General features: G+C 59.6%; 23 protein-coding genes and 2 pseudogenes. 10 read left to right on the top strand and 15 right to left on the bottom strand.

The genetic code is table 11. The features are described from left to right. Window positions 1-95 precede the first annotated feature (95 nt). Entirely contained in the window at window positions 96-803 is a 708-nt protein-coding gene (locus AC3ANQ_RS21485) for an SDR family NAD(P)-dependent oxidoreductase (protein ID WP_488302909.1), read from the top strand. A 119-nt stretch (window positions 804-922) separates the two neighbouring features. On the opposite strand, the gene AC3ANQ_RS21490 is transcribed toward AC3ANQ_RS21485, so the two are convergent. Continuing rightward, window positions 923-1,108 carry a hypothetical protein gene (locus AC3ANQ_RS21490; protein ID WP_488302910.1) on the bottom strand — a complete coding sequence of 62 codons (186 nt, stop codon included), beginning with the start codon at window positions 1,106-1,108 and terminating at the stop codon, window positions 923-925. Then, window positions 1,105-1,653: a Mu transposase domain-containing protein gene (locus tag AC3ANQ_RS21495; protein ID WP_488302911.1), complete on the bottom strand. Its 549-nt coding sequence runs from the start codon at window positions 1,651-1,653 to the stop codon at window positions 1,105-1,107. Before AC3ANQ_RS21495 ends, AC3ANQ_RS21490 begins: the two co-directional genes overlap by 4 nt. A gap of 418 nt (window positions 1,654-2,071) precedes the next feature. Here AC3ANQ_RS21495 and AC3ANQ_RS21500 point away from each other — a divergent pair. Continuing rightward, window positions 2,072-3,051: pseudogene (locus tag AC3ANQ_RS21500) on the top strand (IS1595 family transposase). On the opposite strand, the gene AC3ANQ_RS21505 reads toward AC3ANQ_RS21500, so the two are convergent. From AC3ANQ_RS21505 to AC3ANQ_RS21515, 3 genes are all read right to left on the bottom strand, one after another. Next, a complete protein-coding gene (locus AC3ANQ_RS21505) occupies window positions 3,029-3,901 on the bottom strand; it encodes an alcohol dehydrogenase catalytic domain-containing protein (protein ID WP_488302912.1) in 873 nt (290 codons plus the stop codon). The pseudogene AC3ANQ_RS21500 and the gene AC3ANQ_RS21505 overlap by 23 nt on opposite strands. Before the next feature lie 2 nt (window positions 3,902-3,903). Further along, window positions 3,904-5,091: an acetyl-CoA acetyltransferase gene (locus AC3ANQ_RS21510; RefSeq protein ID WP_488302913.1), complete on the bottom strand. Its 1,188-nt coding sequence runs from the start codon at window positions 5,089-5,091 to the stop codon at window positions 3,904-3,906. 452 nt (window positions 5,092-5,543) lie between these two features. Then, the gene (locus AC3ANQ_RS21515; protein WP_488302914.1) at window positions 5,544-6,896 is read right to left on the bottom strand and encodes an MFS transporter; all 1,353 of its coding nucleotides are present in this window, start codon (window positions 6,894-6,896) and stop codon (window positions 5,544-5,546) included. Between the two features lie 401 nt (window positions 6,897-7,297). Here AC3ANQ_RS21515 and AC3ANQ_RS21520 point away from each other — a divergent pair, with 401 nt between their 5' ends. Continuing rightward, window positions 7,298-7,945 carry a TetR/AcrR family transcriptional regulator gene (locus tag AC3ANQ_RS21520; protein WP_488302915.1) on the top strand — a complete coding sequence of 216 codons (648 nt, stop codon included), beginning with the start codon at window positions 7,298-7,300 and terminating at the stop codon, window positions 7,943-7,945. A gap of 399 nt (window positions 7,946-8,344) precedes the next feature. On the opposite strand, the gene AC3ANQ_RS21525 is transcribed toward AC3ANQ_RS21520, so the two are convergent. Then, complete coding sequence (locus AC3ANQ_RS21525) at window positions 8,345-9,238, bottom strand: LysR family transcriptional regulator (RefSeq protein ID WP_488302916.1); 894 nt, start codon at window positions 9,236-9,238, stop codon at window positions 8,345-8,347. A 143-nt stretch (window positions 9,239-9,381) separates the two neighbouring features. Between AC3ANQ_RS21525 and AC3ANQ_RS21530 the strand changes: the two genes are divergently transcribed. Further along, a complete protein-coding gene (locus AC3ANQ_RS21530) occupies window positions 9,382-10,539 on the top strand; it encodes an iron-containing alcohol dehydrogenase (RefSeq protein WP_488302917.1) in 1,158 nt (385 codons plus the stop codon). 90 nt (window positions 10,540-10,629) lie between these two features. Then, a complete protein-coding gene (locus AC3ANQ_RS21535; protein ID WP_488302918.1) occupies window positions 10,630-12,126 on the top strand; it encodes a CoA-acylating methylmalonate-semialdehyde dehydrogenase in 1,497 nt (498 codons plus the stop codon). Window positions 12,127-12,811: 685 nt separating this feature from the next. Here AC3ANQ_RS21535 and AC3ANQ_RS21540 read toward each other — a convergent pair. Continuing rightward, entirely contained in the window at window positions 12,812-13,762 is a 951-nt protein-coding gene (locus AC3ANQ_RS21540; protein WP_488302919.1) for a hypothetical protein, read from the bottom strand. Window positions 13,763-14,675: 913 nt separating this feature from the next. On the opposite strand from AC3ANQ_RS21540, the gene AC3ANQ_RS21545 reads away from it, so the two are divergent. Beyond that, a complete protein-coding gene (locus tag AC3ANQ_RS21545; RefSeq protein ID WP_488302920.1) occupies window positions 14,676-15,026 on the top strand; it encodes a hypothetical protein in 351 nt (116 codons plus the stop codon). Between the two features lie 39 nt (window positions 15,027-15,065). On the opposite strand, the gene AC3ANQ_RS21550 is transcribed toward AC3ANQ_RS21545, so the two are convergent. Beyond that, complete coding sequence (locus AC3ANQ_RS21550) at window positions 15,066-15,407, bottom strand: DMP19 family protein (protein ID WP_488302921.1); 342 nt, start codon at window positions 15,405-15,407, stop codon at window positions 15,066-15,068. Between the two features lie 145 nt (window positions 15,408-15,552). On the opposite strand from AC3ANQ_RS21550, the gene AC3ANQ_RS21555 reads away from it, so the two are divergent. Next, window positions 15,553-15,684: a hypothetical protein gene (locus AC3ANQ_RS21555; protein WP_488302922.1), complete on the top strand. Its 132-nt coding sequence runs from the start codon at window positions 15,553-15,555 to the stop codon at window positions 15,682-15,684. 114 nt (window positions 15,685-15,798) lie between these two features. Here AC3ANQ_RS21555 and AC3ANQ_RS21560 read toward each other — a convergent pair whose 3' ends face one another. From AC3ANQ_RS21560 to AC3ANQ_RS21570, 3 genes are all read right to left on the bottom strand, one after another. Next, the gene (locus AC3ANQ_RS21560; RefSeq protein ID WP_488302923.1) at window positions 15,799-16,275 is read right to left on the bottom strand and encodes a DUF4304 domain-containing protein; all 477 of its coding nucleotides are present in this window, start codon (window positions 16,273-16,275) and stop codon (window positions 15,799-15,801) included. A gap of 295 nt (window positions 16,276-16,570) precedes the next feature. After that, the gene (locus AC3ANQ_RS21565) at window positions 16,571-17,122 is read right to left on the bottom strand and encodes a hypothetical protein (RefSeq protein WP_488302924.1); all 552 of its coding nucleotides are present in this window, start codon (window positions 17,120-17,122) and stop codon (window positions 16,571-16,573) included. A 216-nt stretch (window positions 17,123-17,338) separates the two neighbouring features. Continuing rightward, window positions 17,339-17,638, bottom strand: a complete 300-nt coding sequence (locus tag AC3ANQ_RS21570; protein WP_488302925.1) for a hypothetical protein — start codon at window positions 17,636-17,638, stop codon at window positions 17,339-17,341. 272 nt (window positions 17,639-17,910) lie between these two features. On the opposite strand from AC3ANQ_RS21570, the gene AC3ANQ_RS21575 reads away from it, so the two are divergent. Further along, window positions 17,911-18,033, top strand: a complete 123-nt coding sequence (locus tag AC3ANQ_RS21575) for a hypothetical protein (RefSeq protein ID WP_488302926.1) — start codon at window positions 17,911-17,913, stop codon at window positions 18,031-18,033. Between the two features lie 100 nt (window positions 18,034-18,133). Here AC3ANQ_RS21575 and AC3ANQ_RS21580 read toward each other — a convergent pair. Further along, window positions 18,134-18,683: pseudogene (locus tag AC3ANQ_RS21580) on the bottom strand (recombinase family protein); the annotation flags it as partial. A gap of 293 nt (window positions 18,684-18,976) precedes the next feature. Further along, window positions 18,977-20,233, bottom strand: coding sequence for an amidohydrolase family protein (locus AC3ANQ_RS21585; protein WP_488302927.1), 1,257 nt, complete (start codon window positions 20,231-20,233; stop codon window positions 18,977-18,979). Between the two features lie 121 nt (window positions 20,234-20,354). On the opposite strand from AC3ANQ_RS21585, the gene AC3ANQ_RS21590 reads away from it, so the two are divergent. Then, entirely contained in the window at window positions 20,355-20,921 is a 567-nt protein-coding gene (locus AC3ANQ_RS21590; RefSeq protein ID WP_488302928.1) for a TetR/AcrR family transcriptional regulator, read from the top strand. A gap of 230 nt (window positions 20,922-21,151) precedes the next feature. Further along, window positions 21,152-21,382: a hypothetical protein gene (locus AC3ANQ_RS21595; protein WP_488302929.1), complete on the top strand. Its 231-nt coding sequence runs from the start codon at window positions 21,152-21,154 to the stop codon at window positions 21,380-21,382. Between the two features lie 83 nt (window positions 21,383-21,465). On the opposite strand, the gene AC3ANQ_RS21600 is transcribed toward AC3ANQ_RS21595, so the two are convergent. Both AC3ANQ_RS21600 and AC3ANQ_RS21605 read right to left on the bottom strand, forming a co-directional pair. Continuing rightward, window positions 21,466-22,092: a hypothetical protein gene (locus tag AC3ANQ_RS21600; protein WP_488302930.1), complete on the bottom strand. Its 627-nt coding sequence runs from the start codon at window positions 22,090-22,092 to the stop codon at window positions 21,466-21,468. Window positions 22,093-22,240: 148 nt separating this feature from the next. Continuing rightward, window positions 22,241-23,410 (bottom strand): IS30 family transposase, encoded by a 1,170-nt coding sequence (locus AC3ANQ_RS21605; protein WP_488302931.1) that lies wholly within the window; start codon window positions 23,408-23,410, stop codon window positions 22,241-22,243. Between the last annotated feature and the right edge of the window lie 26 nt (window positions 23,411-23,436).

Below are 23,436 nucleotides of genomic sequence, written 5' to 3' on the forward strand. Positions count from 1 at the left end.
CTGTCGTGCTGATGGCCACGTCAGTGGCGCGGGCGGTTCAATCACAAATTATACTACAGTGTACTTTTGCGGTTGGAACCCATAGCATTTGGATCATGAACGCAAATCAAGATATGAAATCCGCTCTCATAGTCGGCGCGTCTCGGGGACTGGGCTACGCGATGGCTGCTGAGTTCTTTCAGCGGGGATGGGGCGTCATCGGCACCGTACGTGATGCTGGCCTCCGCACACCGTTACATGACCTTGCCGAACGATCAGACGGAGCGGTCTCGATCGAGGCTCTTGACATTACCAAGCCTGAGCAACTCGTCGAGCTTCACCGCCGGCTCTCCGATCGGCGCGTGGATCTGCTTTTCGTCAACTCAGGCATAACGAGAAACCGACTTACGCCAATCGGCTCCGTTTCAACGGCCGACTTCATCGAAGTGATGCTCACCAACGCCCTCGGCCCGATGCGCGTCATCGAGTCATTCGAACACCTGGTGCACCCGAGCGGCCTCATAGGTGTGATGTCTTCAGGAATGGGGAGCATCTCAAAGAACGAGACGGGATCCGAGGAGGTCTATCGAGGAAGCAAGGCGGCACTGAACATGTTCATGCGTAGCTACTCAATCCGCCACGCGAAGAGCCGGCGGGCTTTGATTCTGATGACTCCCGGTTGGGTACAGACAGATTTGGGAGGACCGGAAGCGGTGCTCACCGTCGAGGACAGCATCCCGCGGGTGGTCGACGTTCTCGTCTCCCGGCTTGGTAACCCGGGACTCGAATATGTTGACTACCTTGGGCGCCCCGTTCCCTGGTGAGGCCCCTCTCGCATGCGCGGCGTGCCGCCGCGAGGCTGGCCGCCGCTTCACAGACCGGGGTGCCTTCATCGCCCGGGAGCAGTACTCGATCTGCCCAATGGCTTCCTTAGCGACTGGCATCAGGCGACCTGCCCGTCATCCGGGACAACCCCGAACGCCCGGTCGTAATCCGCCAGGTCTCGCAGCCCGGTTGTTTCGCCAACCGGTTGAGGGGTTTGAAAGGCCTTCCGCAGTTCCCTCGCTGCCTCAAGATGGTCCGGGTCGGTGATGGTCAGACCGGTGCCCCAGGACCGGGAGTGGGTCACGACGGATCTGCCGTCCAGGCTGATCGTACGGTTCCGAGGTCTGCCGTGACGTCGACGAACCGGCCGATGGCCTGCGGGTGGACGGAGTTAGTCGTTAGACCCCGTCGGACGTAGTAGTCCCTCGGGAGCCGGACCCGCGCGGTGAAGCCGGTGACCGGTGGAACCGGTGGCAGCGCCAGCATCGCCGCCTTGTCCGTAGCGAGCAGATCCACCGGACGGGCGCCGGTGCGCCTGGCGAGCCGGGCATTGGCCTTCGGCAGCCAATGTCCGAGCTCGTTGTTGAAGTCCTCATGGGAGGTGAAGACCCGGCTGGCGGGAAGGAGGTCTCCAGGAATTGGTTGGCCGGCTCCACCCCGCCTTTGCTCTCCGGGTCGTAGGGTTTGACCTGCACGATCCGGGCGGCCAAGACCCCGCGAAGCTGTTCCGCCGGCCGATGCCGGTTGTCCCAGATCAGCTGGCGTGGAACAGCGCCCAGGGATCCCGAGCAGCTCCCACATTCCGACCAGCAGATCCCTGGTCATCCGGGACGGGATCATCCGGGCCATGATGAACCTTGAACGCGATGACACCGAGCACCGGCACCACCCATGCTTTACCGGCACCGACGGGTATCCGCACCTCCGGGAACCACAGATCGTACTGCGCCAATCCCCGGGTTCGTAAGAGAAGCATGATCCTGATCATGTCAAGCGATAACAACAGGTCGGATGACTTCTTCCACCGGCATTGTGGACCCGGGCGCCCGGATTCTTGCGCATATTAGGGGGACATTCCGGCGATATGCGAAGCCGGGTCCCTCCTAGGGCTGGGGGAACTTCAACAGTCCTACTAGCCGACCCGAACACCTACCTGGCCGCCATATTTATTATTCAGTCTCTGCCCTACGTCGAAGCGGGACTATGGCGGGTGTGCGGGGTTCAAGCTGCCTGTCTACGACTGCTTCCGTCCGTGTCCATAGGTCTGATGGGACAAGCCCGCGAGGATGCCCCGGTTTCTGGGAGCGACTACCCATCAACATTCGGGCAGTTTCAAGACTGGTTTGCTACCGATGAAGCCTGCCTGGAGTACCTGGCGAAGCTGAGTTGGCCGGACGGATTTGTGTGCCCGCGGTGCGATGGATCGGAGTTCTGGGCCACCGGGGCCGGGCTGTGGATGTGCCGGGGCTGTTCGAGGCGGACGTCGGTAACGGCGGGTACGATTTTCGACCGCACGCGGACTCCGATGCGTACTTGGTTCGCCGCCATTTGGTTTGTCACCTCGCAGAAAAACGGAGTGTCGGCACTTGGTCTGCAGCGGGTGCTGGGACTCGGCTCATATGAAACCGCCTGGGCGTGGATGCACAAGCTTCGCCGGGCCATGGTCCGCCCCGAGAGGGAGCTTCTGTCCGGGGTCGTGGAAATAGATGAAAGCTATATTGGCGGCGTCAGCAAAGGGCGGGCAGGTCCACCAACAAGATCCCGGTCATGATCGCCGCCGAAAGTCTTGGCCGGAACAGGATAGGCAGGATCCGCATGGAACCCACGCCTCCGGGAAATTTGGTTGTTGTCGACTTTGCTCAACGCGTCGCGGCGCCCGGATCCCTCATCAAGACGGGTGGTGCACAGGAACTTCGGCGTATCGGAAATCTCGGCTACGAGCACCAGTACTTCACTCAGCTTGGCTCCAGCACTCCGGCCCATATCGACCTCCCAGCGGTGCACATGGTGGCCTCCCAGCTCAAACGATGGATGGTCGGGACCATGCACTACGGGGCATCAAGCGAACAGTTCGCCTACTACCTTGACGAGTTCACTTTCCGCTTCAACCGCCGGACATCCAAGAGCCGTGGACTCCTTTTCTACCGACTACTTCACCAGGCCGTAAACACAGGCCCACGACCTCTCAAAACACTGGTTATCCCCGAAACCAGAAGAACTTCAGCTAAGCAGATACCCAATAGGTGAGTACTACGCGATCATGCGACGACGAGTTTGAAAACTGCCTGTAGGCGTCGACGACCCGTTCAACCGGGAAGACTGCCCCGACGCGAGGGCTCATCACCCCCGACTCGGCCATCCGGAGCACTGTTTCCAGATCAGCTTTATCCGGCGTTACCCCCAACCGGATGGAGGTAATGTCGCGGACCGAGTCGAAGGGCCTGGTCAGGGAGATGGCAGTACCGCCGCTCTTCACTGCATTTAGCAAGCCCTGAACGACTGGTTGGCAGTTCACGACGGCATCGGCGCATCCGGGCGGAAGGCGTGAGACGCCATCTGTCCGCCCTATCGGGACGACCCTCAGTCCGCGTTCGGCGGCCAGTTCAGTGACGAAGCCGCCGACGGCGCCGCTCGCACCAGCAACTATCACAGTGCCGCCTTCCGGAACGTGCGCGGCATCCAATGCCTGCAGCGCAGTCAATCCGTTGAGGCCAAACGTCGTCATCTCTGGGGAGGCGAGAATGTTCGACGCAACTGCAATGTTCTCGAAGGGGAGCACCACCTGGGAGGCGTGCGTTCCAGTGCCTGTCCGAAACCATTGAGAAAAGCCGAGCACCCGCTTTCCTATCAGCGAGCCGTCGAGGCCCTTGCCAACCTTCGTCACGGTGCCGGCGAGATCCCAACCCGGAGTCCACGGTCCAGGACCCGGCATCCGCTCGGCCGCACCACCCTTCACCGCGATCAGGTCGACGGGATTAATCGTCGAGGCCTCCACAGACACCAGTACGTCACTCTCGCCGACGGCCTGTACGGCCCGCTCGATGACAGTCAGTTCTTGGATTCCGGTCGTACGTGAAAAGCTGACGGCCTTCGTCACGATCAGACCGCCTCGAGGACACTGACATAGTTGGCGACCGCCAGGCCTCCCATGTTGTGAACGGCCGCACGTCGAGCACCCTCAAGCTGCATCTCCCCTGCTGTGCCGGTGAGTTGCATCGCTGCCATGACGTGTTGTGAGACTCCGGTAGCGCCGACCGGGTGTCCCTTTGACTTCAGACCGCCGGACAGGTTTATCGGCAGCTTGCCGTCGCGGTAAACCCACCCTTCGCTGAGCGCCCGAGCGCCCTCTCCGCGTGACGTAAGACCCATAACTTCGTACATAATCAGCTCGGCGATAGTGAAGCAGTCGTGCACCTCCACCAGATCGAGGTCCTCGTTGGCTGCCCCAGCCATCGCCAGCGCTCTATGCCAAGCCCTCTCGCTTCCGGCGAACGCTATGGGATCGCGCTTTGACGCCGGGAGAAAGTCATTTGACTGGGCAAATCCCGTCAACCGGACGGGGTCGGTCGCTGATGCGCTGTTCCGCTCAACCGAAAGAATCACGGCAGCCGCACCATCCGACACGGGCGAGCAGTCGGTTCGCCGCAGCGGTACAGCGACTAGCGGATTGCGCTCCGAGACGGTCCGGCAGAACTCGACGCTGAGATCCTTGTGCAATTGCGCATAGGGATTGGCCATGCCGTTGTGGTGGTTCTTAGACGCGATGGATCCCAGAGTATCCGAGACCGGGCCGTACCTGTGCTCGTATTTCTGAGCTGTGGATGCGAACAGGCCGGCGAACCCAGTGACGGACTCTCGTCCCGCCATCTCATAATCACCGCCCAACAATGCCGCACCTACAACTGATGGAGGTGCGTGCGTCATCTTCTCCGCGCCGATTACCAGTACAGTCCGCGCAGTGCCCGCGAGTAAGGATTTGATGCCCTGCTGCAGCGCGGCTGATCCTGAGGCGCAGGCGTTTTCGATCCGTGTTGCAGGCACTCCCGCAAGATCGTCAGACACACCCAGGGCGAGCGATGATGCAAAGCCAAGCGGCACCAAACCGGAGTTGAACTGCCCTAGGTAGATTTCGTCGATATCGGCGGGTGCCACTCCGCTCGAGGCGATGGCATCTCGTGCGGCACGGACTATGAGCGACTCCAGCGTCTCTGCCTCCAATTTGCCGAATCGAGTATGACCCCAGCCTGTAATGAGCACGTCAGTTCCGAATTGGCTAAGAACGGTCATTCCACCACAACCTTTCACGCACCCGGCCGCTCGCCGCCAAGACGGGCAGCCCATGGAGTGCTCGTATAATTTGTATACTCTAGTGTATTTTTGGGGCAATATAGTAATGCGTAAATGCAACGGCGTACACCACGAGGCCCTAGCGATCCCTAGAAAACAAAAATACTCAGGCTATGGAGGGTTGGATCCGACCTGCTCAAGGGACGTTCCGTGGCAGCCGCCGTGAGTTGGGGATACCCCTCTACCTCAGGGGTATCAAATCGAGGAGCCTTTTCGCTGGCGCCGATACAGTCAAGCAGTGGAAGGGGCGCGAGGAACCCAGGGCGTCCTTTCACGGACGTTGGACCGAGATCGGGGCAGCAATAGGGAACATAGAGGGTCTCCTCGTCGGAGACGGAACCTGAGGAGCTCCACTCCGACGAAGGACGGCCCTCTTCAGACGGCCAACAACGTTACAACTGCGCGGGCGCGCCGGGATGGCGCTTTTGGCGGAAGTGCTGAATAGCGACGACGAGCGAGATCAGTGCGATCACGACGTTCATGATGACTACCAGGACGATCGACCCGGTTTGGGCAACGATTATCGCCGCAACCAGTGGCACGAATCCTGCGATGCAGTACGCAAGTGCATACGCCGTTGAGACGCCGGTGAGCGCGACTTCCGTGGGGAACATCTCAGCCAGTACCGAACCTGTGGTTGCCTGGTAGGCGGCAGACATGCTGAATCCGACGATGAGCCCGATCAGCGCTCCGGGAAGGCCGCCGATCGACAGGAGGGGAAAGAATACGACGGCACCTGGGACCAAGAGGGCCACAATAGTCACCACGGCCCGACGCCTTCTCGACCCGTCAATCAGCCTTCCGGTCAGCACCATTGCGCCGAGTCCGGCGAGAGCGCCGACAGCGGTGGCCATCAACATTGTGTTTTGGGAGTAACCCTGTGTCTGCACGGCCCAGCCGATGGCGTATGGGCTTACCGTGTACCCGAAGGTGGCGACAGCGAGGATGTACAGAACGCCGCGGAGGAGAGCTCCCGGATGACGGGCAATAAGCATTGCGAACGGGACACGCGGAGGTTCACGCTCGAGGGCCTTCATGAACAAAGGACTTTCCGTCAGTCGACGCCGCACGAAGAGGCCGAAAACCACGAGGACTGCACTGAGGCCGAAGGCAATACGCCACCCGAAGTCGACGAATGTCTGCGGTGCGGCGTAGGAAACGATCAGCATCACCGTGACGGCTAGGAATATGCCTCCGGTGGTTCCCAACGCGGGAGCGGTGCCGTAGAGCCCACGTTTGTGAGCCGGCGCGTGCTCGACGGCCATGAGGGCCGCCCCTCCCCATTCTGCTCCTGCTGCGAGTCCTTGGACCATCCGCAGCAAAACCAAAAGGGCAGGTGACGTAAGGCCGATCGATGCATAGGTCGGCAGAAAGGCCATGGCCACTGTCGCCAGTCCCATGCTCAAGAAGGTTCCGATCAGAACCCGTTTACGCCCGAAGCGGTCGCCGATGTGCCCTCCGATGATGGCCCCCAAGGGCCGCATGATAAATCCGACGGCGAACGTGGCAAGGGCGCCTAGCTGACCCGCCACAGGATCGCTACTCGGGAAGAATTGCGGTCCGAAGACGAGGACGGCAGCGAAACCGTACAACGTGAAGTCGTAAAATTCGATCGTGGTACCGACGACGCTGGCGCGCATTACGTTCCGAGCCTCGGCGGCTGATTCCGGTGTTTTGAAAGCATCCCGGGGCGGCGCGGCAGAGCTCGTGATTACAGGATTTGCATCCCTGACGGGATCAGTCATGAGTATTCCTTTTTTCGATCTTCGTTGATAGAGGAGGAATGCATCGCTGCGCCCTTGGGCGCAGCGCCTCAGAACGGCGGCCCAGCCGGTACGCCTTTTGGCAGACCGCAGACTTCCCGCATTGACCGAAGTGATCGAGAAATAACGCTTAGTCTCAGGTGCGCTCTTAGATCTCTATTTACACTGGAGAGTAAATCTATTGCAATGTAAATCTTCGGGCTTGCGTGCGCCCGTGTCAAGGGCGGCCCTGCCAGTTAACGAAGGACATTTCGTCGGGGTCGGGACATCAGCTGCTGCCTAGGTCGCGAACTGGGTCCCTGATCGGCGAGTGGGAGATATTATCTACTAGGGTGTAATTGCAGGCCATGGGTTGTGGTCGGCCACTCTGGAAAGGAAATGCCATGACAGCGGTTGATGCACCGGAGCGTCGCCAGCGACGCTGGCACGAAGCACACGACCGACTATACGAAGCAGCATGCGCACTGTTTGTCGAGTCTGGCTATGTGGGGACGTCGATGGAAGAGATCGCCGACCGGGCCGGCGTCGTCCGCAAGACAGCTTTCAATCACTTTCCCCGAAAGCGCGACTTCATCAACGAGTGGGGATACCGTCGCCGACAACAAGTCCTAGCGGCCTTGACGCCGGCTCTTATGGCCAATGCGAAGATCGAAGTTGTCCTCCGCCACTACTTCACCGAGTTGGCCACGATCAATCTGGAGCAGCGCGCGCTTACCATCTGCATGTCCGCAGGATGGCGCGAGCAAGGCGGGCCGTTCGATGCCGATCCGCACAAACTTCTTGACGTGTTGCACGGGTTCATCAGTGACGCGGTATCACGAGGTGAAATTACAGCGTCAATCGACGTCGCGCAGGTGAGCACCGTGCTCTATAGCAGCTATTTCGGCATCCTTTACGACTGGTGCAAGGGATCAGTGGCATCGCCTCCATTCAGCCTGGATGCCGCATTCGCACAGCTTCTGGACATCGTCTGGGGCGGGCTGCGCGCTCGACGGGCCGTTCAATGCGAGGCAAGCCACAGGCTCGGCTGACTGAAAATGAGTCGAGGTGTGATCTCGCCACGGTGCCGCACGGGCGATCTCCTGGAACGAAGGTCGGACTTGCCGGCAGTTTAGACAACCTCCAAACGATCCTCGCATGGAGGGCCAGTGGTATGGCCGTCGGTGAGCGTGGTGATCGCAAACAACCACCACGCTCACTAATTAATTGGTTTCTGCGCGTCAACGACACTGAAGTGAAGCACCGCCGCCCGGCGTGGGATGCTCGTCCGCTGGGAGTCGCATTCGATTATCGGGTGTCGCCTCGACCATGACGACTGTACCGTCCATCATGCCGTAGTGATTACCCTCAAGACTCCAGTTACCGAGTCAAACAAGAAGAACCGGAATCCCTTCCCATCGCCCTCATAGGATCGAAGAAGTTGCTGCGAGTCAACCTGCAATCTCAAGGTAGGGGTGAGTGGCAGCGAGTTCAAAGAGTGCAGCCAGCGCTGCGCGTGTACGGGCCAGCCGTTTAAGTTCACGGGGCACTGCCATCCAGTACGTTCTTTGAATATGCACCGCCTCAGGCAGGAGTCTGACGAGACGATTGTCCGTTTCTCCAATGAACAGAGGCAAGACGGCGACCCCGAGACCGGCTCCTGCTGCCATCCATTGACCCGTGATGTTGTTGGTTTGTATCGCGGGACGAAGTCCTGGAAGTACCTCGTCTAAAAATCTGAGCTCCGGTATGTCGAGGAGTGAATTCACGTAGCCGATGATCGAGTGCTCTCTAAGGTCGGCGACCTGGGTGATGTTTTTGGAGCCCTCGGTGTAGCTCGGCGATGCATAGAGCCCCAGAGGATAGCGAGCAATCTTTGTCGATTCCACACCCCTGATCGTCGGCACTGCCAAGGAAATCCCCACATCGAATTCCTTGGTCGCCAGCATGTTCAATCGGGTCGCCGTTACGATCTCAATACTCAAGTCGGGATGCTTGGCGCGCAGGCCACCCAGACCAGGACTCAACACGAAAGCGCCAAAGCCGTCAGGTGTGGCAATCCGTATAGTCCCAGACAGACGTCCAGGGACTGAGCCCAGCTCCTCCGCAGCGGCAAGCAGCGATGACTCGATGGATTCGGCGTGCACTGAGAGTCGCTCACCGGCTTCCGTCAATTCCCATGCACCTGAGGAGCGGACAAACAACCGGGCACCTGTTGTCCGTTCCAAGTGCGATATACGGCGTCCGACGGTGGTGTGGTCGACGCCCAATCCTTGGGCGGCTGATGCAAGCTTGCCTGTTCGCCTTACTTCGAGAAAGAACCGAAGGTCATCGGGAGAAATCATCTCTTCAGCTTAGCGTGCATTTATGCACTGCTAACGGCATTTTTGACCATTGCTTTGGGCGTGGGACGCAGCAAAACTTGAAGAAAATACTCCCGTCACCTCTCGTGCAAAGTTCGTCGCGGGTGGTCCAAAAAAGGTGTGCCATGGTTGCGAGTATCGCCCTGCCGAAAATCCTGAAGATTGGTGGGGGTGCAGTTCAACAAACGGGCGTTGTGGTCCAGGAGCTTGGCGGTAACCGGCCCCTGATCGTGACTGATGCATTCATGATGTCTACGGGTGTGGTGGACCTCATTTTAGAGTCAGTGTGCAGCGTTGGGCTGGGAGCGGTCTTTTCGGGAGCCATTCCGGATCCGACCACGAATTCACTCGAGGAGGGCCTAGCTGCGCTTCGGTCGCACCAAGCGGATATCATTATTGGTCTTGGCGGCGGTAGTGCGATCGACACAGCCAAAGCCCTAGGGCTCCTAGGTTTACAAGGCGGACGGATGAGGGACTACAAAGCTCCTCGCAACAACAACGGTCCGTCATTACCTGTCGTCGCGATACCCACTACCGCAGGTAGCGGATCGGAAGCCACACAGTTCACTATCATCAGTGACTCGGAAACGCACGAGAAGATGTTATGTGCAGGGATTGCTTTTCTGCCCAATGCTGCCATCATCGACTACGAGCTCACCTTGTCCATGCCTCCGAGACTAACGGCAGACACGGGCATTGACGCTTTAACGCACGCAATTGAGGCCTATGTCAGCCGGAAAGCGAACCCGTTCTCGGATGCTTTCGCGCTTTCCGCAATACGCAGCATCGGAGCAAACCTTCGCCGCGTCTACGTCGACGGTAGTGACAGAAGGGCCAGGGAAGCCCTAATGCTGGCAGCAACCCAGGCCGGCATTGCTTTCTCAAACTCCAGCGTCGCTCTAGTCCACGGGATGAGCCGACCTATCGGTGCTCACTTTCACGTGGCTCATGGATTAGCGAATGCAATGCTGTTCCCAGCCGTGACCCAGTTCTCGGCCCCTTCCGCAGAGCAGCGCTACGCTGATTGTGCCAGGGCTCTCGGAATCGCTAGCGCCGCCAAGTCGGATGCTCACGCCGCAGAAGCACTTGTTACGGAACTTCACGCGATCAATCGTGACCTTGCGGTGCCCACGCCCCAAGGTTTCGGCATTTCCAAGGAAGCGTGGGAGGAAAAGATCCCGCTCATGACCGAGCAGGCGTTGTCGTCCGGTTCGCCCGCCAATAACCCTGTCGTCCCGGACGCGGAACAGATTCAGGAGCTCTACACGGCGATATACGCGTGAGCTGCTGCTCAGCGTTTTGCACCAAAGCCAGCCCCGACAGCGCATAGAGCTGGGCCAATTCCATACCCACAACCCCAGATCAGGAAAGTAATGACGACAACCATCAACCATTTCATTAACGGGTCCGAGACCGCCGGTGGCGGTGAACGCACGCAGCCAGTGTACAACCCGGCCACGGGTCAGATCACTGGCTTGCTGCAACTTGCAAGCCGTGAAGATCTCGACACGACGGTAGCTATCGCTAAGAAGGCGGCCGAGTCATGGGGTGACATCTCGCTGGCCAAGCGCACCGCCGTATTGTTCAGGTTCAGAGAACTCGTTGCATCCCATGTAGATGAGCTGGCGGCGCTTATCACGGCCGAGCATGGCAAGGTCCTCTCCGATGCCAAGGGCGAAATCGGGCGCGGCCTGGAGGTGATTGAGTTCGCCTGTGGTATTCCGCAGCTGCTCAAGGGTGACTACTCAGACCAGGTTTCCACCGGCATCGATGTCTTCTCCTTCCGCGAGCCCTTGGGCGTGGTGGCTGGTATTACCCCTTTCAACTTCCCGGTCATGGTGCCGCTTTGGATGGCACCGATGGCTATAGCCACCGGAAATGCGTTCATTTTAAAGCCCTCGGGTAGGGTTCCCTCGGCAGCCATGCTGCTGGCTAGTCTGTTTAAACGTGCCGGCTTGCCCAACGGCGTGTTCCAAGTCCTGCATGGCGACCGCGAGGTAATCTCAAACCTGCTGACGCACGCGGATGTAAACGGCATCTCCTTCGTGGGCTCGACCCCAGTAGCCAAGCACGTCACGGAAGTAGCCACGGCTCACGGCAAGCGAGTCCAGGCGCTGGGTGGGGCCAAAAACCACGCCATTGTGTTGCCCGACGCGGACCTCGACAACGCAGCCGACCATGTAGCTGCCGCTGCTTTCGGCTCCGCCGGCCAGCGCTGTATGGCGATCTCCGTTGCGGTTGCTGTCGGCGACGCTGCAGACCTGCTCGTCAGGAAGGTGGAAGAACGCGCCCTTGCCATCCAGGTCAAGAACGGCACTGAGTCTGACGCCGACATGGGTCCCGTTATTAGCCCCGAGTCTCGGGAATTCATTATCAAAACGGTGAGCGAGGCGGAAGCGGCCGGAGCCGTAATGGTGGTTGATGGGCGAGACCTGGTCGTCCCCGGTCATGAGAAGGGCTTTTGGGTAGGCCCCACAATCATCGACCACGTCAAAACCGAAATGACCGCGTACACCGAAGAGATTTTCGGCCCCGTCCTTATTGTCGTACGTGTGGAGGACCTGGACGAGGGAATCAAACTCATCAACGCCAACCCCTACGGCAATGGAACCGCGATTTTCACTTCATCGGGGGCAGCAGCACGGAAGTTCCAGCGCTCTGTAGATGTCGGCATGATCGGCATCAACGTTCCCCTTCCTGTACCAGTTGGTTACTACTCCTTTGGTGGCTGGAAGGCCTCGCTCTTCGGCGACAAGCACATCTACGGACCCGAAGGGGTTTCCTTCTACACCCGCGGTAAGGTCATCACCTCGCGCTGGCCCGAAGCCACCCAATCCTCCGGCGCTTCCTACAACTTCCCCTGCAACTAATGTTGGCAGCCGCTGTCGATGGTCGTCTTGGCGGGGTCGTTGGCAGCGGTTGGGGATCACCAGCTGATTGGGATCGTCCTCTGTCTAACCGCAATCTGTATCCATCTGGAATTGTCCCGACTGAATAGGTACAAACTCAGCCCCGACGTCCCGTTCAGCCTCACGCGTGAACAATAGCCCCTGGCCGGATCCGTCATCGTCGAGGCGGGGTTACAGGGCAGCACCTTGATCGTGGCCAACAGCTCCGACTCGGGCGCCACATGGACGACAACGTGCGCTGCCGGGAAGACCGGCTGCACCACGCTCACCACCCGGCACACCACCGCCGACGGCGCGGCCAACTGGACTCCAGCACCATAAGCGCACCGAATCCCAAAGGCTGCTGCTGGCGATACCGAAACCGCCATTCCCAAGTGTGAATTAACCGGGGCCTGTTCCTGACGTCAGGTTGGGGTATGCCGAAACTTGGCGGCTCACGACACCTTCAGGAGTCCCGGGCCTAATCGGCGAGAGCCCCGGAAGCCTGGGCATTCTTATCCCGGGATTGAACCGCCTGACGAATGACGTCAAATGCACCTGCAAGGCGATCCTTTACCAGCTCAAATGCTGTGCCCCAGTCGAGGATCGTGTCCGGGAGCCCTAGTCGTCGTTGTGCCTTGATTGCTGCCGCCCTCGTGTCGTGCCGTTAATGTGCCTGGCTGACTCTGATTTTTCGTACCGACCTAATGACTTGAAGAGCGTTTTCTGACCGTTCGAAGCCTGGCTCGTCGAGGTTGGCCTTCAGCCAGCACTCGAAGTAGTTCAGGCTCCCCGTTGCCGCGTCCCCGCCAAACCTCGCCTTCAAGTCGTCGTCGGAACATTCAGGCACTCTGAACTCACCAAGCACGTTCCATATCCCGTTCAGATGCGACTCAAATTCAGCCGCCGTAACGACGGTGGCACCCAGAGACAGGGCAGACCGAAGATCGAGGGCTTCCACGAGCCGTCGTCCAAACGCTCGGTCCGCGGCGAGAACATACGTCAGGTAGTCCAAGGTCTCGACTAAAGGAAGCGCTGAATGATGCCAGTCACGGAACTCTGATGCCACCGAGTCAGCCACTATGAGATCAAGGTAGGCAGCCGTATTAGACACGGTCAGGGACTCCCGAAGGCTTGCCCCGTAGAGGGACGCGGTGAACTGACCATTGGTCGAATACGCATTTACCGCGACAAACTCTCTGCTCAACAGTTCGCAGATCAGCAACCCAGGCACCACGAAAGGCTTATCCCGTGAGGGTTCGAGGAACCACTTCAGGTCATTCTGAAGATTCACAGCAGAAGTTGGAACGACATGAGGCTGGGGCTCGAAATCCTCCTCGTACTGAGCCAGGCTGCGAATTACACTCACGAGCTCGTTGGCGACGTCGGCGCACACGCCGTTATCGGAGCCGAGTTGGGCAAGTCCTGCGATAGTCAGACCGACTGGATCAGTGGGGTTAGGCGGCTGGGTGGCCTGAGTCTGATACCAGACCAGGGAATAGGGTGCCACGGGCTGCGGCTGGGCAGGCCTAGACACGGAAGGCAAGGACGCCAGGACGTCTTTCACGTCGGATATTGACGCCGAAACATTTTTTCCACGTAGAACCAGAATGGCCATCCGAGCCCATCCATGTTCTTGGATCCGCGCACAAGATAGTCCCAAAGGATCTGAAGAAAGTCCTTCTCTTCGGGCTGCAACGGACGCATAAGTGGATTGGGAAGTCCATCGTCCAGCTGAAAGTCTTCTCGTGGAATGCTCACTGGCTCATTATCCATTCGGGCCCATGGAACCTTGCGATTTCTTATGCTGTACGGTGTTCGAGCCGAACAGCGGTACTGCTGAGAACATCTTCTCTACATCGATGCCCGCATACGGGGACTCTCCAGCTGAACCACGGTGACCGATCATGGCCCTGGAACCAAAGTGCAGCGCATTGAGGACGGACCGATAGTGCGCCTCGCCCAGCTCTTTGCCAAGATTCTAGACCAGGCGCTGCGTGAGCCTGGTCGATATGGGCAATCCGGTATCGACAGGAGCTCCCGCCCCCCCGAGAGGACCGCTACGCGTCCTTCAGCCACTATCTCCCAACAATTCATTGTTCAAGTCACTCCGACGAACCCCCGAGACTGAGCTTCCCGCAACCCGAAACCTGCTATGCCTGCCTTGCGCCGCGAGGATTATCGCGGTCGGCCACCCCAAAGAGAACCGGCGAGTGTCAAAGTTGACTCGCGTTTGTCTAAGTTCGAGCGGAATCAATACGATTCAGATGTACTGAAACCGGTGAACATGAAATGAATCGCAGAAGGCTTGAAAACCTCCTAATTTCAGAAGGCATAAATCCCGACGCATATAGTTTGACGGGAGAGGTTCCCGACGAATGCCTTTGGGTCTTGCCCGAGTTGGGTGGATGGTCCGTTTTCTATTCGGAGCGCGGTGGGCGTACCGGCCATACACGCTTTGAAGCCGAAGACGAAGCTTGCGACTTCGTGGCACTCCGGTTGTTGGCAGATCCTGGAAATCGGTTGGATAAATGACCACAGGCAGCACTTCCGAAACGCTCCGAGATTACCGGGAAGGAGTCTTGGCTTGGGATCTTCTTGGCCTGGACAACGTCTCGAAGGCCAACGCGCTGTCCGACCGTCTGCATAGGCTTGCGAAGCGTCTCCGGGAGACATCCGACGGACGCGCAGGCTTGGAAGGTCTTATGCGCGACGAACAGATAGGCGTTAGGTTGCTTGCGGCGACCGAATGCCTGACGTGGGCTGCCGATCTGGCCGTGCCTGTATTGGAAGAGATCGAAGGGACCGCGGGACCTCAAGCCTTCAGCGCAAAGTACACGCTCAAGCAATTCAGAGCCGGAACCTGGAAATTGGATTGGTAGCCGGTCACTCCGCTAACGATCGTCTAACCCTTATCCGCCTTAGACGGAAGCTTCACTAGCAGGAGCATCATCGCGGTGTAAACCGTACAAATCCTCCAGATACTGGTCATTCGGAACAAGGCGGTCGTACCCCGCATCCAGTTCGTCGATGGCGTTGTCATCATCGGGGTCCGTCCTCGCGGCCCTGGCAATCAAAAGGGCAAGCCTGTCTGCACCAAAGTACTGGAATCCTCGAACCGCCGAATCCAAATCGGATGAGCCGAGGACTTGCGGGTCCAGTGCGTGAGAGAAGCCTCCGCTCATCACCATGTTGTGTACGCGAAGGACTGCTTCTAGCGCATCGTCGGGCGTCCGGAAAGAGGGACCCAATTCATCACTCATACGACAATCATCCACGACGGAGGACGCTAAGTAAGGAGACGCACCAGCCCCTTGATTGGGACAGGGTTGGGCGGCCCCGCTAGGACGGTTATCGCTGGCCCCACTTCGTGACTCGCCGGGCATTCTGAATAATGGTGAAGGATCGGTGGTCAAGGTCCGGGTCTCCGGGTCTCCGGGTCTCGCCGATCAACTCATGCGGCTCGCCAAGCTCGACGGTATCGGACCAGCACGCTACGTTGACGAGCACCAACTCGACCAACTCAACCGTGGTCGGTAAAGGCGTGAAATTAGGGATGGCGAGGCTTGGCTGCCAGCTGGAGGAATCTGCGGTCGCCTAAGAATCGTCGGCATACCCGGCAGCGCCATGAGCACCGGGCGGGAAACCCGGCGTTCAGGAACCGGCGGCGCGTGTCGCGAGGAATCGTTGCCCATCGCCGTCGATCAGTGACTTCATTAGCAAGCGTTGACCGGCCTCGGTCGCGAGACCATCAAAGGACGTCCCTGCCTCGATCAATGGTTCAAGCTGGACCGCGAGAACGCCCAGCAGTTCGGTCCGTCGCTCTTCGTCATCGACTACTTGATCAAGGTCGAGCAAGGCCTCCAGATTCCGGCGGTGATCTGCTGGGACCAATGCCTCGAGACGACTCTGAACGTGACAGTGGGTCGGCTTGGGGTTTGTTGCGGCGCCGAGACCCAAGAACCAAAGGCCGACGTTGAGGTAATAGCGCGGACCGTACTGGGACTTCTGGAGGTTCAGAACGGCGATGGCGTCAGGTCCGGTGACATACCACGATCCGGACTTCTTCGATCCGCCCAGAGACCTGCCGAATTCGTCGAAGGTCCTCTGGATGACGTTGCGCATGCTCATGGGCTGTAGGTTACCGCGCTTCAGTCCGGGCATGGCTCGGGGACGGCTCGTTGAGTTTGGCCAGGTTGCCCCTGGCCCCGTCGATTACCCGCGGTTCGGCGCAATTTACTCGGCTTCATCCTTGGCAGCTTGGAGGATGGCGCGGACCAGGCGAGGACTACCTGCAACGGGCGGATTTCCTCGAGATCGTTCAGTCCGCCAAAGCCGAGGCAGAAGAATCTGCACAGAAGAGCCGAACGTCCCGCCGCTGAGCGTTAGCCTGCGGTTTGTTGGGCGATGGTGTGGGCGAGCGTGTCTAGATGACGTGGTTGAGGTACAACGCGATCAGGAGGAATTCGGCGATGAGCACCCATACCGGTGCCAGGCCCCTGCGCGGGGCGACTTTCCTGATGATGGTTGTCCGGCCGATGACATAGACCGTGGGCAGGAAGGCCCAGATCCAATGGAAAGGCCGTACGACCCCGACGCCGCGCAGCTTCCGCCAGTCCAGGTAGCCCAGAACACCGGTGGCACAAAGGGACATCACGGCAGAGAAAAGAACCATAGTGGCCGGTGTGACCGAGCCGGCGTGGAGGATCGCCGCTACCATGCGCACGACGTCGCCGCGGGCAGCCAGGACAGGCACGGCAAGGAGCATCCAGATGTAAGGGGTGTACACGGGCACGTGGGCTCCGAGCATAGGCCGGGGAAGCCGTAGTCCGGGGATCCGTGCGGCCAGCGGGCTCTGGGTGCCGGTATCCCCTTCGGCTTGTCCGGCGCTGTCTCCCCATTTGGAGGTTCCGGACCCGTAGGGATCCGCAGACCAGCCTCCCGGTGGGAGTCCTGGTTTCTGACCCGTTGGATCCATCAGTCATCCTTTCCATTCCGGACGCTCGTTCAAGCGCTACGCCGTGATCAATTCTCCGATGCCTTCCCTTCACTGAGTGCCCCCGGCACGCCAGGCCACGGGCTTTTTCGTGGCGCGGGGAGAGACCACGTAGCGTCCACACATGAGCCATTCTCCCGTGTCCGGTTTCGGCGTCCATGGCCGGGAGACCTGCTGGCGTTCGAAGGGCCTCCATGGTTAGAGCTGCCTTCCCCTGCGATCCCACTCTTCCCTGCGGGCTTCTTCTTCGTTCCAGAAGGGGGTGTCGTTGCGGCGGACACGGAGCAGGTGGCCGAGAAATATCATATTGACTGATAAGAGTGCGGCAGCGATGAAGAAAGCTACAGGCTCCCACTCCCTGCCCGGCACGATGCCGACATTCAGCACCATAAGGATGACGCTGAGAATGATTTGGACCATCACGGCCCAGTAAGTAAATCTAAAGCTGCCGCGCGTCATTTTTGGCTCCAGCCGCTTGCGGCCTTCTGTCTCCGCCATGCTCGGAGCCTACAACCACCGGCCGTGCCCGGAGTAGGGTCCCAATACAACGGCGGCCAGGCTCGGTCGCGTTATCCGTGCCTATGACGGTGGCTATTTGGAGGAAACCTACACGGAGGTCCACCAACAGACTCCACCAAGTTGCATCTGATGCAGGATCGACCCTCCGCTCGGCCTTGCCGGTATCCGCCGGAGGAGCAGCGCTAAGGGTCCGCGCCGACTGTGCCGGCAGAATCTGAGATGGCGCGGGAACAGAAGGCTAGTATTCGAAAATGACCATAGAAATACGCAAGCCGTCGCCAAAGGGGAAGTGGGAAAAGGTGCTGGATTCATCCCCGTGCTGGCTGCTTCCCATCGCGGTGGGCATCGCAGATCTCCCTTCGGAACACGCTTAGCTTCTGGCTGTCGCTGCTGGTCGCTGTCGGCGCGTGATGGGGGGAGGAACATTCTTCCTTCGGCTACGGCTGAGATTATCAGTCTGCGCCAACGTCGGTCTCAGGCGAAGCTTCGTTGGAGCTCGCGGTAGACCGTCGGCCGAGAAACCTGAAACAGCTCCGCCAGTTCGGCCTGCGTATGCTCGCCAGCACATGCGGCGTCAGAAGATGCTTCCGCTGCGTCTTGGACAATTGCGGCGGCTTGCCTTTCAGCCGCCCTTTCGCCTTTGCGAGGTCCATGCCCTCCCGGGTGCGCATCCGGATCAGATCAGCCTCGAACTCGGCCACCATTCCCAGGACGTTGAACAGCAGCCGGCCCACCGGATCGGTCGGGTCGTAGGTACTTCCGCCAAGACTGAGCGCTACCCCTTTGGCCGTCAGCTCGTCGGCAATGTCCCTGGCATCGGCTAGGGGTCGTGCCAGCTGTCGAGTTTAGTCATCACGAGTGTGTCGCCGCCTCGGCAGGCCGCCATTGCTTCACGAAGGCCGGGGCGTGCCCGGTTCGCTCCGGTAAGGCCGCGGTCGACGAAGATCTGCTTTTCCTCCACGCCTGGGGCAACGAGAGCGTTTCGTTGGGCGGTGAGGTCCTGAGCGTTCGTCGAGACTCGGGCGCATAGCCGATCTACATTCCAGTCATGAGGAACATGGTTGCAGTAATCCCCCCGTCACCGTGCATTTGATCGTGCGGGTCTTACGTACATGGTCGTGATCAGCAATTCCGCGGGCTGGTGTCATTTTCAGTTCACGATTGCACAAATGTCAGTTCACATCCGCACAAGTCGAATTTACGGTGCCGGATGGTCGAGCCGTCTATCACCCGAACCCGTATGCGGTGGTAGATGATCACGGGAACCCCAGCCGGCGCACCTACGGCAGCAGAACGGCTGACCCGCGCTCGAGTTTTTCAGTTCTGCTCGAGCGCAGTGCCGCGGCGCCAGATCCGGCGGATGTTGAGTGTGTCGGTAATGTTCGCGGTTGGGTCACCGTCGACGAGGAGCAGGTCGGCTCGCAAGCCTTCCTGGATTCGTCCACGATCGGTGAGACCGAAGCGGCGGGCGGGTGTTGCGGTGGCTGCGCAGAGCGCTTCCAATGGGCTAAGGCCGGCTCGGACGAGCAGCTGCAGTTCGTGATGGACGCTCGCGCCGTGCGCCATGCCGCCGAGGAGGGGTAGTGGGAACGAGACATCGGTGCCGACGAGGATGTCTACACCGGCAGCGTGGAGTGCCTGGACCGACGCGAACACGTCGTCGAGGTTGCCTTGGGGGTACCGGTCGTAGCTGCTGTTCATGGTCGCTATCCAGGATTCGTCGAGCTTGGAGCTCACGCGGGGGTCTGCGACGAGTTCGGCCGCAGTGATGCCCATCATCGATGAGTTCAACACGATGCATGGGACTACGAACGCGCCGGAGGCTGCGACCTGGTCGATGATCGCGTGGGTGTGGGGCTGGTCCATGAACAGGTGCACCAACCCGTCGATACCGGCATTCACGGCCGTCAGTGTGGCATCGACGGTGAGGGTGTGCGCGACCGTTAGGAGTTGGAGTCGGTGCGCCTCGGCAACGCCCGCTATGACGACGTCATCTGCGAGCAGGGGAAGTCCCGGCGCCCCCTCGACGGTTCCGTCATCGATCATGAACTTGATGTAGTCCGACCCGGTTTCGGCGAGTTGGGGAATGAACGCGACCGCCTCTTCGGGAGTCGTCGAGAACGGCATCACAATGTTTTGCCAGAAGCTCGTGTCCTCGTCGCCGTCGGCATCTTCCCAAGGGGCCTCGTCCTTGTCGTCTTCGTGGTCGCCGCCCATGAGTTCACTGGGGTGGCCACCGGGCGGAGTGATACCGAATCCTGCAGAGCGGACGTCGGCGAGACGGTCATTGTCTGTGATCTGATCGCGCTTGTTCCGAGTGAACATGCCCTGCATCTCCAGCTCCGTGGTCACGCCGAACGTCAGCGCGAGTTCGAGCGCTTCGAGCGAGGTGTGAACGTGCGAGTCGATAAGCCCGGGAAGTAGAGTGCCACCGCTTGCATCGACGATTCGTGCGTCGCTCGGGATGTGTCCGCCGATGGCGACGATGCTTGCTCCTTCGATCACGACGGTGGTTGCATCGAGCACTCTCTCGCCGTCGAAAATTCGGGCATTGATGATTGCAGTCTTTGTCACTGGGGGGTCCTTGATCGATTGGGATGCGTTGACTTGGTCAGTATATGCATAAACGTAGTCACTACGTAAACGAATCAGGCGCAGTTTCGCTATTACTCCGTATTTGGTCTATTATGGCTTCATGGCAGTTACCGGTGGATTGCGGGAGCGCAAACGAGCACAGACCAGGCATGCGCTGCAGAGCGCAGCGACCAGACTCTTCCTCGAGCGTGGATTCGATCAGGTCACGGTTGCTGAGATCGCCGACGAAGCGAATGTCGCGCTGACGACACTCTTCACGTACTACCCCGACGGGAAAGTCGCCCTCGTCTTCGATCGCGAAGAAGACAGGGGCGCAGCACTCGTCCAGGCAATCGAGCAACGCCCTGCGGACACTGACCCATTGAGCGCCGTCGAAGCATTCATGATCAGTCGGTTGCCGTTCGCCACCGAGAGCGGCAAACGGAACGAGTTGTTGGAACTCATCTTCTCCACCCCGCAACTCCGCGCGCACGTTCGCCAGAAATGGACCGACTGCGAAGATTCACTAGCGGCCAAGCTGACTAAGCCCGGAGTGCTCGACGCCCCGGGCGCTCGGGCATTGGCCCGATTCATCCTTGAAAGCCCCGACGTCGCCGCCCGAGAAACCTCACCCAGCGCAGCGCTTCAAACGATCTTCGCCAACCTACGCCGGGGCTGGGGTCTCTAGAACGTTCCGGAGATGCGACCAAACTCGAGCATTTAATCGGCGCGCCTTTTACTTGCGATCCCCCCGCTGGAAATCAGTTTCGCGCCGTCAGCTCAGCCGTGCCAGACAGAACTTGCGTTGAACAACTCGACGTGTGGGTCGGCCGGCCTTCCAACATCCGGAACTGATTGTCTGGCCCGTCGCACGCATGGCCAATGACAACTGGAACCAGCAGCACTAGGCTCCGGAATATGCCAAAGCGAACGTTCCTCCGGAATGATTTTCCCCGCGTCACGTACGTGGTGCTCGGAGCTCTCATAGGAACGAATGCGTTGTTCAACCCTGTCTCACAACCGGTATGGGTGACGCTCAATGTGCTGGTTATTGTCGTCAGCTATGGCCTCGCCATCGCCAACGCAGTGGGATTAGTCCTACGTCGACGTCGCCGGACGCACACGGTCGATGAGTCTCCTGGCCAGTGAATACGTCCAGCTTTGCGCCCATTGTGGTGCGCTGCCAGTTTTCGGCCGGTGAGGGATCCCTCACCGGACGCTTGTCTGACGTCTCATCTTCGGGCGGCGGCTCGGACGCTCTCGAGCCGGCCTTTCGCTTCATCGAATTCAGCGCCAGCCAGGATTGAGACGTCGTCTGCGCAAAGGTACAGCTCAAGGCGATCCGAAAGGTAGCTTTCCCGGGCGTCCAACTCGAGAGTGAGCACCTTCGTTCCAGACTTGTCGCCCGATGCCCTGTTGGCGGGGATGTCACCGATGGACCGCACAAGGTCCCACGGCAACTGTCCGACGAGGACGTACCCCTTCAGGAATTGCGTCTTGTACACAGCTAAGTGCTGTTCATCTGCCACGAGAAGGAAGCCGATGTACCCGGCGTTTTTAATGGGCTTGTACGGCCATGAGCGCAGCGGTGGCACCATGAACCAGGCCCAGCCTGCTGGCAGGACAAGCAGGCCAGGAAAGGCTGCGCGCGTCCGCGCCATGTGCGACCTGTTGAAGCGCTTTGTCCCGACTGCCAGCGCCCAGCAAAGGACAGGGAGGAAGACGAACACTGCAATTCCGAAGATGTTCGACCCCGTCAGACCCTCGTGCAAGATGTCGTGTACGAGCCGGTAGAGCATGAACCCTGCATAGACCAAGAAGATGGCCCCGAACGTGACAATCTTTCCCCAGCTCTTCATCGTCCTCCCTTGCGGCCGACGAGAGCATCTCGTCGTACACGAGTCAGCCTATGAGAAACCAAGAAGGCGCCGTTCGTCTGCGGTGCAGACATGCGGTGGCGAGCTTCTGCCTGATTTGTCGCGGTGAAGGATCGGCGGATTCAGGCGGTCATTGCAACAGGAGTCCTTCGATCAATTCGATCGGCTTTCTGAACTCTAGTCTTTTGCGTGGCCGGTCGTTGAGTTCCTGTGCAACCCAGTCGAGGTCTTCGGCGCTGTGGATGCTCAGGTCCGTGCCTTTCGGGAAGTACTGGCGCAGCAGGCCATTCGTGTTTTCGTTGATGCCGCGCTGCCAGGGTGAGTGCGGGTCGCAGAAGTAGATGTCGATGCCGGCGTCTACTTTCACGCTCTTCCAGTCCTGCATTTCGATGCCCTGGTCCCAGGTGAGGGAATGCCTCAGCGCCTCGGGGAGCGTCTTGATCTTAGTGGCCAAGGCGTCGCGCATTTGTTCTGCCTTGTATCCATCCGGCAGATGAACGAGCATCGTGTAGTTGGTGGTTCTCTCCACGAGGGTCCCGATCGCGGACTGGTTGCCTTTGCCGATGATGAGGTCGCCTTCCCAGTGCCCTGGCACCGCACGGTCCTGAACCTCGGGGGGACGCTCGGAGATATTGATCATCCCGGGGATCCGGTTCTTCCGCTGGCCGGCCTTCCTGCAGGGCTGCCTGAGTGCACGTCCGGTGCGTAAACACGCGGCCAGATCGCGGTTCAGTGCTCCGCGGGACTGAACGTAGAGGGACTGGTAAATGGTCTCAGGTGACACCCGCATCTCCGGCTCATCGGGAAACTCAACCTGGAGGCGTCCTGTGATCTGCTCAGGCGAGTACTTCTTTTTCAGGTCCTCTTCCACCTTCGCACGCAGCACCGTGTTGGTGTGCAGTTTCGCCGGCTTCGGCCGCGAAGCCCGCTCATACGCCAGCGCGTGGGCCGACGTCGCCCGGTAGGGCAACCCGGCCACCGAATTCCGCCGAAGCTCCCTGGACACAGTCGAGGCAGACCGGTCGATCAGGGCCCCGATCCGGCGCAGCGAGTGTCCCTGGGCGCGCATCACCGCGATCTCTTCGCGCTGGTCGAAGGTCAGGCACCTGCCCTTCAGATCCCGGCCGCGGCGTGGCCTGACACCCCCGGCCTCGGCCAGGACCCGGCGCCCGGTCCGCCTGCTCGTATTGATCGGCACAACGGCATCAGTAATGAAATCACCGGCCTGCATCCCGGCCCAAAACAGCTGCAGAAGATCCGGTCTCACATAAATTGAATACCTCGACATGACAACACCCATCCGCTAAGTGTTGCAATCACCGCAAG

The sequence above is a fragment of the Arthrobacter sp. DMZ02-1R genome (assembly GCF_057747935.1).

Coding starts and splice junctions, on each gene's coding strand:
- AC3ANQ_RS21570 (WP_488302925.1), bottom strand. CDS start 17,638: ATGGCGGAGACAGAAGGCCGCAAGCGGCTGGAGCCAAAAATGACGCGC.
- AC3ANQ_RS21540 (WP_488302919.1), bottom strand. CDS start 13,762: ATGGCCATTCTGGTTCTACGTGGAAAAAATGTTTCGGCGTCAATATCC.
- AC3ANQ_RS21485 (WP_488302909.1), top strand. CDS start 96: ATGAACGCAAATCAAGATATGAAATCCGCTCTCATAGTCGGCGCGTCT.
- AC3ANQ_RS21575 (WP_488302926.1), top strand. CDS start 17,911: ATGACCATAGAAATACGCAAGCCGTCGCCAAAGGGGAAGTGGGAAAAG.
- AC3ANQ_RS21535 (WP_488302918.1), top strand. CDS start 10,630: ATGACGACAACCATCAACCATTTCATTAACGGGTCCGAGACCGCCGGT.
- AC3ANQ_RS21520 (WP_488302915.1), top strand. CDS start 7,298: ATGACAGCGGTTGATGCACCGGAGCGTCGCCAGCGACGCTGGCACGAA.
- AC3ANQ_RS21550 (WP_488302921.1), bottom strand. CDS start 15,407: ATGAGTGATGAATTGGGTCCCTCTTTCCGGACGCCCGACGATGCGCTA.
- AC3ANQ_RS21605 (WP_488302931.1), bottom strand. CDS start 23,410: ATGGGTGTTGTCATGTCGAGGTATTCAATTTATGTGAGACCGGATCTT.
- AC3ANQ_RS21560 (WP_488302923.1), bottom strand. CDS start 16,275: ATGAGCATGCGCAACGTCATCCAGAGGACCTTCGACGAATTCGGCAGG.
- AC3ANQ_RS21515 (WP_488302914.1), bottom strand. CDS start 6,896: ATGACTGATCCCGTCAGGGATGCAAATCCTGTAATCACGAGCTCTGCC.
- AC3ANQ_RS21565 (WP_488302924.1), bottom strand. CDS start 17,122: ATGGATCCAACGGGTCAGAAACCAGGACTCCCACCGGGAGGCTGGTCT.
- AC3ANQ_RS21510 (WP_488302913.1), bottom strand. CDS start 5,091: ATGACCGTTCTTAGCCAATTCGGAACTGACGTGCTCATTACAGGCTGG.
- AC3ANQ_RS21495 (WP_488302911.1), bottom strand. CDS start 1,653: ATGGCCCGGATGATCCCGTCCCGGATGACCAGGGATCTGCTGGTCGGA.
- AC3ANQ_RS21595 (WP_488302929.1), top strand. CDS start 21,152: ATGCCAAAGCGAACGTTCCTCCGGAATGATTTTCCCCGCGTCACGTAC.
- AC3ANQ_RS21600 (WP_488302930.1), bottom strand. CDS start 22,092: ATGAAGAGCTGGGGAAAGATTGTCACGTTCGGGGCCATCTTCTTGGTC.
- AC3ANQ_RS21530 (WP_488302917.1), top strand. CDS start 9,382: ATGGTTGCGAGTATCGCCCTGCCGAAAATCCTGAAGATTGGTGGGGGT.
- AC3ANQ_RS21525 (WP_488302916.1), bottom strand. CDS start 9,238: ATGATTTCTCCCGATGACCTTCGGTTCTTTCTCGAAGTAAGGCGAACA.
- AC3ANQ_RS21590 (WP_488302928.1), top strand. CDS start 20,355: ATGGCAGTTACCGGTGGATTGCGGGAGCGCAAACGAGCACAGACCAGG.
- AC3ANQ_RS21545 (WP_488302920.1), top strand. CDS start 14,676: ATGACCACAGGCAGCACTTCCGAAACGCTCCGAGATTACCGGGAAGGA.